Below are 12,138 nucleotides of genomic sequence, written 5' to 3'. Positions count from 1 at the left end.
ATAGCCAACATAAAACTCGCGAAAACCTGGAGAGCAGCAACCCGGCATTGAACCAGACCGCTAACCTAGAACCCGTGCAACCCGGCATTGACTCCGACCGCGAACGCCAGAACCCGTGCAACCCGGCATTGAACCAGACCGCCCCCCCGAACCCGCCATCCCGCACCCCCATCCCCCATCCCCCTTAACTCGGTAAATCCTGCCCCTTAGTTTCCGGCGCAAACGGAATCACCGCCAGCCCGATCACAAACGCAATCGCGGTCAGCGCAATCGGCACGCCTAGCGTTTTCATGTGCAGCACCATCGCGCCAATCCCGAAGTTCACGATTGCCCCGAAGAACCGTCCTATCGACGTACAAAAAGCAAATGCCGTCGCACGCACGCGTGTCTCGAACTGCTCCGGCAGCCACAAGCTGAACAACGCGAAGTTACCGCCGAAGAAACCAAGCACCACCAACAGTGCGATGAACGGCACAAGCCCGTTCTCCAGATAAAACGCCCAGCCAAACGCCAGTGCGATCGACACTGCCATACCCACGAAGTACACCGCAAGCGTCAGTTTTCGCCCAATACGCTCAGCCATTGGCGGCAAAGCGAGACAGCCAATGATCGTGCCGATCGACAACAACCCCGTCGCAATCGAAGCCGTCCTGGAAGCATCCGCCTTCGTCATGCCAGCCTTCGTCGCAAGCTGAATCACTGCCGACGGTTCATACACCGCGCCCGCCCAAAGCCCAATAATCGCAACCGTCAACAACACCGTCGCAACAATCGTGCGTTGCCGGTATTGCGCCGAGAAGATCGATCGCAGCGAACTCGCCTGCTTCACCACAGTCGCTTCAACCTTCTGCCACTTCTCGGTTTCCTTCACGCGCAGCAACACAACAATAGATACGACCACCGGCACGATGCCGACCAAAAACATCGCGCGCCAGCCAAAGGTTGCGCCGATCGTGTAGTTGAGTGCGGCAGCAATGAAGAAGCCCGCGTAATACCCCGTCTGGAGATAGCCCGCACCCATCTTGCGTCGATCCTCCGGCCATGCTTCCGCCACATAAGTCCCGGCCAGCGCCCACTCCCCGCCAATTCCCACGCCCGCAAGAAAACGATAGATACCCAACTCCCAAACGGTATGGGAAGTCGCAGCAAGCCCGGTGAAGATCGCGAAGGTGAAGATAGTCGCCGCGAGCACCTTCGTGCGCCCGAAGCGGTCGGCAAGCGGACCCCAGATGAACGACAGCCCCCAACCCACCAGGAACAGCGCAAACAGGATTGACCCTGCCAGCCCCACATTCGCGGGCGTGGCAGCATAGCCGGACTTCGGCAACAGTTCAGTCAGCGCAGGCGCCAGCACCAGTGCATAGATGAACGAATCCATGCCATCAAGCGTCCAGCCGGCCCAGGCACCCCAAAAGCCTACGATCTGTGTCCGGTTAAGTGGTGTACGGGTGCGCCGTAGGGCGCCTGTCGAACGTTCGAGCGTGCTTGGCATAACTGTCTTCCTGGTAGGTGTAAACGTGTATGAGCTGGTATCAGCCAGATATGAACGACGCACTCTGTTCGCCAATCCGGGCGTCTGCGCTAAAAAGATCGGGTTAGCATCTGATCGCCCAAAAGTGCATTTTCATATATAATATTTGAAAACGAGCTGTTGACCACTCCGCACTTGTACCTAGCATCGGTAGAAAAAAGCATGAAAAACGACCTGAATCCCCAGTTTCGCGAGGCGCATTTCGAGCCGCGCCAGAGCACGTCGCGTTATATAGCGGACGCGTTGCGCTCGGCGATTGTCGAAGGAACGCTGTTGCCGGGCGAGCCGCTGCGCCAGGACGCTATCGCCAAGCAGTTCTCGGTCAGCGCCATTCCAGTACGCGAAGCGTTCCGGCAACTGGACACTGAAGGCTGGGTCACCATTGAGCAAAACCGGGGTGCGTCGGTCAGCCTGCAATCGCCCGATGAAGCCCGTGAGATCTACGAAATCCGCGCTTCGCTGGAAAGTCTGGCGATCGGCATTGCGATCGAGCGTCATACAGACGCAACGCTGGCCGAGGCACGCGAATTGCTGTTGGCCGCGTCCAAAGAACAGGACCAGGCGCTCTACGTAGTACGAAATGAACAGTTCCACATGAGCCTGTATGCGCCCGCCGAGCGCCCTCACCTCATGGAATTGATTGGCACGATGCATCGGCGGGGCGAGCGTTATTTGCGGCTCAAGTTCGGCATGCCCACGTTCAAGGGGCAGTCCGACGCCGAGCACGAAGCCATTCTCGACGCACTGCACGCCCGCGACACCGAAGCGGCGCAAACACTGGTCGCCCGCCATCTGCTTGCGACGGGCGAACTGGTTTATCGTTTTCTCCACGACGCGCAAATGCAGGCTCAAGCCACGCAGCCCAAGAAGCGCCGCCGTCCTTCCACTTCGCGGTCAGACTAAACGCTGATGTCGTTTCGCTAATCCTGCCCAACACCGAGGCCACCGCATGAATCCCCCCGCACAAGCCGGCATCACCCCAGCACCGCGCCAGTGGAACACGCGTGCGCTTGAAAAAGCGCGTCGCCTGAAAGCAATCGAAGGCTGGCTCGACAATGGCGTGCTCAAGGCAGAACGCATTGTCGACGCCCTCGAAACACTGATCCAATCCGGCGATCGTGTCGCGCTGGAAGGCAACAACCAGAAGCAGGCCGACTTCCTCTCTCGTGCGTTTGCGAAACTCGATCCGGCGCGCGTGCATGACGTTCATCTGCTGATTTCCAGCATCAGCCGGCCGGAACACTTGACGCTGTTCGAGCGCGGCATCGCCCGCAAGGTGGACTTCTCGTTTGCGGGGCCGCAGAGTCTGCGCGTCGCACAGTTGCTCGAAGACGGGCAACTCGAAATCGGCGCGATCTATACGTATATAGAACTGTATGCACGTATGTTTATCGACCTGACGCCGCAAGTCGCGCTGGTCTGCGCCGTGCAGGCCGATCGCCACGGCAATTTGTATACGGGCCCGAACACCGAGGACACGCCGACCATTGTGGAGGCGACCGCGTTCCGTCATGGCATCGTGGTGGCGCAGGTGAACGAGATCGTCGATGAACTGCCGCGTGTCGATATCCCCGGCTCATGGGTCGATGTCGTCGTGCAAGCCGACCGGCCGTTTGCCGTCGAGCCGCTGTTCACGCGCGACCCGCGTCATATCGGCGAGTTGCAGATCCTCATGGCCATGATGAGCATCCGCGGGATCTACGAGCGTTATGGCGTGAAGGCGCTGAACCACGGCATTGGCTTCGACACCGCCGCGATCGAATTGCTGCTGCCCACCTATGGTGCAGCGCACGGGCTGAAGGGAAAGATCTGCACGCACTGGGCGCTCAACCCGCATCCCACGCTGATCCCGGCCATCGAAAGCGGCTGGGTCGAAAGCGTGCATTGCTTCGGCAGCGAAGTGGGCATGGAGGATTACATCGAAGCGCGCTCGGATGTGTTCTTCACGGGCCGCGACGGCAGCCTCCGATCGAACCGCGTGTTGTGCCAGCTCGCGGGGCAATATGGCGTCGATCTGTTTATCGGCTCGACGTTGCAGATGGACGCCGACGCGAATTCATCGACTGTCACGCTGGGCCGCCTTGCTGGATTCGGCGGTGCGCCGAACATGGGACACGATCCGCGCGGGCGCCGTCATTCGAGCGAAGCGTGGTTGAAGCTGATGAAAAACGATGGACCGAACAACGCAATCGGACGCGGGCATAAGCTGGTTGTTCAAACCGCCGAGACCTTCAAGAAAGGCGGTGAGCCGACTATTGTCGATGCGCTCGATGCCATCGCCGTCGGCAAGCAAAGCAACATGCCGATAGCCCCGGTCATGATCTATGGCGACGATGTGAGTCACGTAGTGACCGAAGAAGGGATCGCGTACCTGCACGCCGCCGAAGGCGTTGAAGAGCGCCGTGCGGCGTTGCGTGCGGTGGCGGGCGTTACACCTATCGGCATGCGCGCCGACCCCGTCAAGACGGCGGAGCTGCGGCGGCGAGGCATTGTCGCGTACCCGGAAGACCTCGGCATCCGGCGCGGAGAGGCGAAGCGCTCGCTGCTGGCGGCACGGAGTATCGACGATCTGGTTGCGTGGTCGGGTGGGCTGTATCAGCCGCCGCCACAATTCCGCAGCTGGTGAGCCGCGATGGCCTGCACTCAACCTGTATTCCTCGACGTTACGTGTGACCCGTCGGCGCTCGCGGAGCTTGCGGTCGCTGCGTTGATCGACGAAGCGAGTCTCACGCCGAAGCCAGCGTTGGTGGACCGGCGCGGAAGCGGTGCGCATCGTGATCTCGACCTCGACACCATGCTGCGTTCGGCACATTCGTTGCGGCCGACGTTCCTTGCACTGGCGCGCGCGGCGGTCGGTCAAAAACCTTCGCAACGGCTGCGCGAGCAACTTGCGCGGATCGGCCGTGAAGGTGAAGTGGCCATGCTGCGCGCAACGAATGGCAGCAATGCACATCGCGGGGCGATATGGATTGTTGGCTTGTTATGCGCGGCGGCGGCAATGACTTCATTGGCCGGGCCATTGGAACTCTGTGCGCAAGCTGCCGCCATCGCTCGTTTCGAGGACCGTTTCGCGCCTGATGCGATGAGTAACGGTGCCCGCGTTGTCCAACGTTTCGGTGTAGCCGGCGCACGCGGTCAGGCGGCGGAAGGTTTCCCGCACGTACGTGAGGCCGGCTTGCCTGCGTTGCATCGTTCGCGTGCGAACGGCGCGACCGAAGATGAAGCGAGGCTCGATGCATTGCTCGCCATCATCGCGACGCTCGACGATACCTGCTTGCTGCATCGCGGCGGCCGGGTCGCACTTGAGGCTGCGCAAACAGGCGCACGCATTGCACTGCAGGCTGGCGGAGCAGCACGGCCGCAGGGCCGCGCCGCGCTCGCCCGCCTCGATCAACGTCTGACTGAATTGAACGCATCTCCCGGAGGCGCAGCGGATTTGCTGGCTGCCACCCTCTTCCTCGATACCCTGCCGCGCGTCGACTGACGCGGAGAACACGTCATGGAAAACTTGCGCTACGAATATCCCGCCACCCGCCCCGTGCCGCAACGCGCGCATGTGGGCGTGGTCGGCTCGGGTGACCTGGAAATCCTGCTGTCGCCATCGGAGAGTGAACATGCGGAAGTCGTGATCCGCACGAGCGTCGACGGTTACGAACACGTATGGAAAAGCGTGCTCGATCGTTTTTTCTCACGCTACGACGGCGCCGCGCGCCTCGAACTTAATGACTTCGGCGCAACGCCCGGCGTGGTCATGCTGCGGCTCGCCGAAGCCGTGGAAGCGAGTGAAGGAGTTGCGTCATGAACGCTCACGAGAACTTCATCGCGCAGCATAGTTTTATCGAACTGACCGCACGCGAACGTGCGCGCGCTTTGCTCGATGCCGGCACCTTCCGCGAGTTGATCGGACCGTTCGACCGGCTCGAATCGCCGTGGCTCGCCATGCAGAACGTGGTCTGCCAAGCCGACGACGGCGCGGTCATTGCGCGCGGTACGCTTGGTGGCGAAGCGGCGGTGATCGCGGCGATCGAGCCTGCGTTTCAAGGCGGCAGCATCGGCGAAGTGTCGGGGGCGAAGATCGCGGCGGCACTTGAAATGGCTGTGCGCGAGTTCGAAGCAGGCCGCAAGATCCTGCCGGTGATCCTGTTCGAAACGGGCGGCGTCCGGCTGCAGGAAGCGAATCTTGGGCTCGCAGTGATCGCCGAGATCCAGGCGGGAATCGTCGCCTTGCGCCGATATGTCCCGGTGGTCGGCGTGATCGGTGGCATGGTGGGTTGCTTCGGCGGCATGTCGCTCGCGGCGGCATTGTGCACGCGCTTGATTATGACGCGACAGGCACGGCTCGGGATGAACGGGCCTGAGGTTATCGAACAGGAAGCAGGCGTTGAAGAACTCGATTCACGCGACCGGCGCCTCATCTGGTCGATGATCGGCGGTGAGCAACGTGCCGCCGTAGGCCTGGTTGATGCGCTCGTGGAAGACGATACCAACGAAGTTCTCAACGCTGTGCTCAGCGCGTTCAAAAGCGGCGTGCCGGCGAGCCATCGGACCGAACAAGTCGATGCACAACTTGAACGGCTTGCGCGCGTGGATCCATCGGCAATCGACCCCGCTGTGTTGCGGACGCTTTGGCAAGGAGAAGTGTGATGAACGCATCACGTGGACAAATCTGGTTCGATGCATTGACGTCGAACGCTCAACCGGCCTCGGGCAACGAAGGCCACGAAGGTCCGATCCGCAGCGCTGACGCACCGCTTGGCGACACGCGCGCACGTTTCATCAGCATCGTGCCCGATCCGCATAACCGCTTTCCGCGCGCGACCGATAACGTCGTCGGCCTCGAACAAGGCTGGTTGCTTGCACGCGCCGTACGTGACGCGATGGATGCGGATCGCGATGCTGCAGTCAAGCGTCCGATCGTGGCTATTGTCGATGTGAAGAGCCAGGCATACGGTCGTCGCGAAGAGCTGCTCGGTGTTCATCTTGCGTGTGCGGCCGGTGTCGATGCCTATGCAAGCGCGCGGCTCGCCGGGCATCCGGTGATCGCGCTGATTGTCGGCCCGGCAATGTCCGGTGCTTTTCTCGCGCATGGTTATCAGGCGAACCGGATCATCGCGCTCGACGCGGATGGCATCAGCGTGCACGCGATGGGCAAGGAAGCCGCCGCCCGGGTCACGCGTCGCAGCGTTGAAGGACTGGATGAACTCGGCGATCGCGTCTTGCCCATGTCGTACAAGATGAGTGCTTACGCCAAGCTCGGGCTGTTGCATGAGCTGATCGCCGGCGTCAATGCGGATGCGCCCGGGAATGACGATATCGACCGCGTGCGTGGTTCGCTGATCGCTGCGATCGACGATGCACGGAAAGGTCCACGCGATCTTTCATCGCGATTGCAATCCGACGATGCCAAGAAGATTCGCGCGGCGTCGATAGAAGTCCGCAAGCGCATGGCGGAGCAATGGGACGCGTCGTGAATCCGCACGACCTGTTGCGGCTCGCGCCGGGAACGCCGGATTTTCCCGATGCGCCGGCGTGGGTTGCAGCATCGCTAAAACGCGCACCGTTCGTAGTGGTTCGACGCGCGGCGTCCGTGAATGATTTGATCGCGGTTGGCATTCGTGGCGAAGTGCGGAGCAAGCGTTTCGGCTCGTGGCTTGATGCGCGTTATGTTGAGCACGTGTTGCAACCCGAGACGCTTCTTGCAAATTTGAAGCGCTCAACAACGCGCGCGAACTTGCCCGCGTTTGCATTGCTGCAAGCAATTACGCCACTGTGCGATTCGAGCGGCCACGCTTGGGGACCTACTGGCAGCGCTGGCTTTGAGCTCGCCAGTGGCTGTCCGACGGTCACGCAAACAAGCGATCTCGACCTGGTGCTGCGTGCGCCTGAGCCGCTCGACCGCGCCACTGCGAACACTTTATTCAATGCCCTCTCTCAAGCCGCGCTCGACCACGGCACGCGCATCGACATCCAGATCCAGACAAACGACGGCGCATTCTCGCTGGCCGAATATGCGCATCCCGGCGCACGTGTCATGCTGCGATGCGCCGATGGTCCGAAGCTCGTTGCCGACCCTTGGCAGACGAGCCAAGCAACATGATCGCGTTCCTCTTCCCCGGCCAAGGTTCGCAATTCGCGGGCTTTTTACACACGCTAGGTGGCGCGACGCCGCACGCGCGTATTGCTGAAACCATCGAGGAAGCATCGGATGTACTGCATATCGATATGCTCTCGCTCGATCGCGCCGACGCTTTGACGTCAACCGTAGCGGTGCAACTCAGCTTGCTTGTTGCTGGCGTCGCGACCGTGCGAGCATTGCAGGATGAAGGGATCGAGCCGGATGCGGTAGCGGGTTTATCGGTGGGAGCGTATGGCGCTGCGGTTGCATGCAATGCGGTTTCTTTTAGCGACGCGTTGCGGCTCCTTCAGCTTCGCGCGCAATTGATGGAGAATGCTTTTCCCCACGGCTACGGGTTGCTGGCGGTGTCGGGCTTGCGTGAACGCGAACTGAATACCGTGATCGCGAATGCTCACGCGCAGGCCGCGTACATTGCAAATTTGAATGCGCCGCGACAAATCGTAGTGGCAGGCGCCGATGCTGACCTCGACCACGTCCGCGAATACGCATTGAAAGCTGGCGCGCGCAAGGCCGAGCGGCTGGCGGTGAGCGTGCCGTCTCACTGCGTTCTACTCGACGACGCCGCTCGCGAACTCACCGAAGCCGCAAGCAAGATCACGTTCCATACGCCATCGGTTCCCTACATCAGCAATCGCGGCGCACGGCCCTTGCGCCAGGCCGACGCTATCCGTACCGACCTCGCAACGAACTTGCGATATCCCGTTCGATGGCACGACTCCACTATCGTGCTGGGTGAACTCGGCGCACAGGTGTTCGTTGAGATGCCACCGGGGCGCACGCTGACCCAACTCGCGGAAGACGCGTTGCCGAATGTCGCCAAAGTAGCGATAGAGCAGATATCGATTCCCTCGGCTGCCGCGCTGATCCGGGCACGCTCCGGCGGGTAGTCCCCGCCTTGCGCTTCACCAACCTCTCCATTGCAAAGCGTTTTCCCCGATCACTTTTCGCGGGTTCGCTTGTTATAATCATTTCATCTAGCGAACAAAATCTAACAACCACATCCACGACGCGCGGCTTGCGTCCACTGTCCTCAGCGAATGACCAAAAGCGATCGTTTGCGTGTTCTTGCCGATGCTTTGCGTGAGCAAAGTGTGATGCGTCTTCGCGATGCGGCGACCTTGCTCGATGTATCGGAGATGACGGTTCGCCGCGACATAGCGGCGAGTCCGGGGACGTTCACTTACCTTGGCGGTTATATCGTTCGCGCTTCGGATGTCCCGAACGGCGCGGGTTATACCATCGATGAAGAGAAGGATCATTTTGCGCAGGCCAAGGCCGAAGCATCGGCGGTCGCTGCACGGTTGCTGACTGACAACGAGACTATTTTCATCGATTGCGGGACGACGCTGACCACCCTGGCGCGACTCATTCCGGCCGACATGCATTTAACGGTGCTGTGTTATTCGCTGAATGTCGCCGAAATTTTGCGGCGCAAGACCAACGTGCGGATGATTTTGTTAGGCGGCGTTTATGCGCCCTCGTCGGATTCGTTTTCGAGCAATGAGAGCATTGAGACGTTGCATCGAATGGGCATTAACAAGGCGTTTATATCGGCCGGCGGCGTGGATGAGGCGCGCGGTGTGACGTGCTGGAATTTTCACGAAGTGGCAATCAAACAGGCTGCCATGGAGAGCGCGGTTGAGAGGCATCTTGTAGTCGATGCCAGCAAGCTGGGGAAGGTCAAGGCAGTGCGGTTTTCCCAACTGGATCAGTTTAATTCGCTGATCACGGAGAAGGGGATGGAGGCGAGGAAGTGAGACCGCGGTGAGCCCGGCAAACTTACGGGCAGTCGGTCTCCGACTGCCCGTAAGTAAAATCAACCTCCCCTAAGCCGCCCTTCTCCCCAGCGCGAACAACGTCCCCGCCACCAGAATAAACGCTCCGATAATCACTTTTTGCCAGGTACTCGGCACGCCGATCAGAATCAGCACGCTATTGATCAGCGTAACCAGGACCACGCCCAACAACGTCCCGACCACCGTCCCCGTCCCGCCGGTAATCCGCGCCCCGCCAAGAATCACCGCCGCGATCACGTCCAGTTCAGTCCCGACCAGGTCGAACGGATTCGCCAGCCGATTCGTCGATACATGCAGAATCCCGGCAATCCCGGCGAGCATCCCGGTGTACCCAAACACAAACAGGTGAATAGCCCGCAGGTTATAACCAAGCCGCTCGGCGATCGGCAAACTGCCGCCCATCGCGTACACACCGCGTCCCATCATCGTGCGGTTAAGCAACCACCACGTCACGGCCGCCGCGAGAAACAGCGCGATCACCGAGACCGGCAGCACTGCCCGAAGCCCATCGTTCGTGTGATAGAAAAACAGCGGCAACTGCCCGAAGCTGTCCATGCTATGCGGGATATTCATGAAGAACTGCGTGCCCACGAACGTCAGCAACAACCCGCGATACAGATACTGCGTGCCAATGGTCACGATCAACGAAGGCGCCTTCAGCCGATGCACCAGCACGCCATTGATCAGCCCAAGCAACACGCCGCCCACCGCGCCGCAAACCAGAATCAGAAAAAATGGCGCATCGGGCCACCACGCAAAAACGGCCTTGGTGATGGAATACATCGTAAAAGCGGCAATGGCTGTAAAAGACACATCGATACCGCCCGATGCCAGCACAACCAGCGTCCCCATTGCGAACAACGACACCGTCGTCCCCGAATGCAGCAAATCGAAGAGTGTCGCGAACTGGAAGAAGCGAGGATTCAACGTGCCCACCACCACACACGTCACGAGAATCAGCCCAAGCGTGAACCATTCAGGATTCCGCATCAACCGTGCAGTAAAACTGAGTTGCCGAAGTGGCGGCACAACCTCGGCCAATACGGGACTGGGCGCCGTTGCGCCTTGCGATGTCTGAGCAACGCGATGAAGTGACTCGCTCATGCTGCCTCTGAAAGTAAAGCGTGGTAAAGATCGGCTTCGGTCAACTGCTCCGCTCGATATTCGTTCGAGACCCGCCCCTTCTTCATCATCAAAATTCGGTCGCAGTTCTGCAGCAGCTCAGGCAAGTCATCGCTGATCAAAATGATGCCGATGCCCTGCTCCGCCAGCCGCTGCATGATGCGGTAAATGATGTCCTTCGATCCCACATCCACGCCCACGGTCGGGCCGTGCAGGATCAACACACGCGGATCAATAGCCAGCCATCGGCCGATCAATACGCGCTGCTGGTTGCCGCCGGAAAGCGACTGGACCGGTTTATCGACGTCAGGCGTCGCGATCTGCAACTCCTTGACGGTGCGCTCAGCAAGCTCGCGTGCGCGCTTCCGGTCGACCTGTCCAAAGCGGTCGCGCAAACTTGAAATCATCGCGGTGATGACGTTGTCGCGAATGGACTTATCGAGGAAAAGGCCTTCATTCAAGCGGTCTTCCGGTACATAGCCAATCCGTTGCCACTTTGCATCGGAAGGCGTCTTGAGCCTCACGATGGAACCGTCCAGCGTGACTGTGCCGCTATCCGCAGGCGCGACGCCGGCCAATGCACGCGCCAATTCGTTGCGCCCCGAGTCGAGCAAGCCCGTCACGCCAAGAATCTCTCCGCGATGCAGCGCGAACGTGACATCGGCGAACTGACGTGAGCGCGATAACGCCTTCACATCCAGCACAACGTCGTGACCATCCATGACTTCAGCCTGCCGGTATCGCTCATTCGACAACTGCTTGCCCGTCATCAATTCGCCAATCTGCGCCTTCGTATAATTGTCGATCGGTCCCTGCGCCATCTTCTGGCCGTCGCGCAGAACGATCACTTCACCGCCGATCGCGTAACACTCATCCAGCTTGTGGCTCACGAACAGTACGGCGACGCCATCGGCACGCAGCTTCGCCAGTACGGCGATCAGGTTGTCGACTTCCTTTTGCGTCAGCGACGTAGTCGGCTCATCCATGATGACGAACTTCGCCTCGCTCGCAATTGCGCGCGCAATAGCCACGAGTTGCCGCGTCGCCAGCGGCAATTGCTCGACCAGCGTGGCCTGAAAATCGGCATCGCCAGGCAAACCCACCGCTTCCAAAGCACGCGCCGCCGTTTTCGCCAGCGCACGGCGATCGAAGGTCCGCGCAAGCCGCCCCGCATGCGCGGCCAGTTCCGCGGTCAATGCCACGTTCTCCGCCACGCTCATGTTTGGCAGCAGCGAAAGATCCTGATACACGGTTTCGATACCCGCCGACAACGCCTCTAGCGGTGCAAGCCGCGCATGCCTGACGCCTTCGATCACAAGCTCGCCCTGATCGGGCGGCTGCGCACCGGAGATGATCTTGATCAGCGTGCTCTTGCCGCAGCCGTTCTCACCCAGCAGGTGATAGATCTGCCCGCGCTGGAACGAAAGACTCACGCCACGTAGCGCGTACACGCCGGTAAAGCGCTTGTGGATATCGACGACTTCAAGAAGCGGCACTGTACTCATCATTGAACCTTCAACCCTTTCAACTTCCTGAAGACAGCGCGCACGGCA

Annotated in this window: 13 protein-coding genes; 10 read left to right on the top strand and 3 right to left on the bottom strand. The window is 60.3% G+C overall.

Features of this window, described 5'->3' with window-relative positions:
* On the top strand, positions 1–188 hold a 188-nt coding region (locus tag ACSQ83_RS33655; protein ID WP_436231077.1), incomplete at its 5' end, for a hypothetical protein.
* Here the strand turns inward: ACSQ83_RS33655 and ACSQ83_RS33650 are convergent.
* Positions 185–1,492 carry an MFS transporter gene (locus tag ACSQ83_RS33650; protein ID WP_414951647.1) on the bottom strand — a complete coding sequence of 436 codons (1,308 nt, stop codon included), beginning with the start codon at positions 1,490–1,492 and terminating at the stop codon, positions 185–187. The genes ACSQ83_RS33655 and ACSQ83_RS33650 overlap by 4 nt on opposite strands.
* A 201-nt stretch (positions 1,493–1,693) precedes the next feature.
* Between ACSQ83_RS33650 and ACSQ83_RS33645 the strand changes: the two genes are divergently transcribed.
* The 9 genes from ACSQ83_RS33645 (at position 1,694) to ACSQ83_RS33605 (ending at position 9,424) form a co-directional block, all read left to right on the top strand.
* Positions 1,694–2,434, top strand: a complete 741-nt coding sequence (locus tag ACSQ83_RS33645) for a GntR family transcriptional regulator (RefSeq protein WP_414951646.1) — start codon at positions 1,694–1,696, stop codon at positions 2,432–2,434.
* A 46-nt stretch (positions 2,435–2,480) separates the two neighbouring features.
* The gene (gene mdcA, locus ACSQ83_RS33640) at positions 2,481–4,157 is read left to right on the top strand and encodes a malonate decarboxylase subunit alpha (RefSeq protein WP_414966296.1); all 1,677 of its coding nucleotides are present in this window, start codon (positions 2,481–2,483) and stop codon (positions 4,155–4,157) included.
* A 6-nt stretch (positions 4,158–4,163) separates the two neighbouring features.
* On the top strand, positions 4,164–5,015 hold the full coding sequence (locus ACSQ83_RS33635) for a triphosphoribosyl-dephospho-CoA synthase (protein WP_436231076.1): 852 nt from the start codon (positions 4,164–4,166) through the stop codon (positions 5,013–5,015).
* Positions 5,016–5,030: 15 nt separating this feature from the next.
* Complete coding sequence (locus tag ACSQ83_RS33630) at positions 5,031–5,333, top strand: malonate decarboxylase subunit delta (RefSeq protein WP_414951643.1); 303 nt, start codon at positions 5,031–5,033, stop codon at positions 5,331–5,333.
* Positions 5,330–6,175, top strand: a complete 846-nt coding sequence (locus ACSQ83_RS33625; protein ID WP_414951642.1) for a biotin-independent malonate decarboxylase subunit beta — start codon at positions 5,330–5,332, stop codon at positions 6,173–6,175. Before ACSQ83_RS33630 ends, ACSQ83_RS33625 begins: the two co-directional genes overlap by 4 nt.
* On the top strand, positions 6,175–7,002 hold the full coding sequence (gene mdcE, locus ACSQ83_RS33620; RefSeq protein ID WP_436231075.1) for a biotin-independent malonate decarboxylase subunit gamma: 828 nt from the start codon (positions 6,175–6,177) through the stop codon (positions 7,000–7,002). The genes ACSQ83_RS33625 and mdcE overlap by 1 nt, the downstream gene beginning before the upstream one ends.
* A complete protein-coding gene (locus ACSQ83_RS33615) occupies positions 6,987–7,628 on the top strand; it encodes a malonate decarboxylase holo-ACP synthase (protein ID WP_414951640.1) in 642 nt (213 codons plus the stop codon). Before mdcE ends, ACSQ83_RS33615 begins: the two co-directional genes overlap by 16 nt.
* A complete protein-coding gene (mdcH, locus tag ACSQ83_RS33610; RefSeq protein WP_436231074.1) occupies positions 7,625–8,554 on the top strand; it encodes a malonate decarboxylase subunit epsilon in 930 nt (309 codons plus the stop codon). The genes ACSQ83_RS33615 and mdcH overlap by 4 nt, the downstream gene beginning before the upstream one ends.
* Before the next feature lie 150 nt (positions 8,555–8,704).
* Positions 8,705–9,424 carry a DeoR family transcriptional regulator gene (locus ACSQ83_RS33605; protein ID WP_436231073.1) on the top strand — a complete coding sequence of 240 codons (720 nt, stop codon included), beginning with the start codon at positions 8,705–8,707 and terminating at the stop codon, positions 9,422–9,424.
* A 69-nt stretch (positions 9,425–9,493) separates the two neighbouring features.
* Here ACSQ83_RS33605 and ACSQ83_RS33600 read toward each other — a convergent pair whose 3' ends face one another.
* Positions 9,494–10,567, bottom strand: a complete 1,074-nt coding sequence (locus tag ACSQ83_RS33600) for an ABC transporter permease (RefSeq protein WP_436231072.1) — start codon at positions 10,565–10,567, stop codon at positions 9,494–9,496.
* Positions 10,564–12,093 (bottom strand): sugar ABC transporter ATP-binding protein, encoded by a 1,530-nt coding sequence (locus tag ACSQ83_RS33595; RefSeq protein ID WP_414951636.1) that lies wholly within the window; start codon positions 12,091–12,093, stop codon positions 10,564–10,566. The genes ACSQ83_RS33600 and ACSQ83_RS33595 overlap by 4 nt, the downstream gene beginning before the upstream one ends.
* Positions 12,094–12,138: the final 45 nt, after the last annotated feature.

Origin of the sequence: Caballeronia sp. LjRoot29, assembly GCF_964252755.1 — a bacterium.
Taxonomy (GTDB): Bacteria; Pseudomonadota; Gammaproteobacteria; order Burkholderiales; family Burkholderiaceae; genus Caballeronia.
This window is presented reverse-complemented; position numbering and strand designations above follow the sequence as displayed.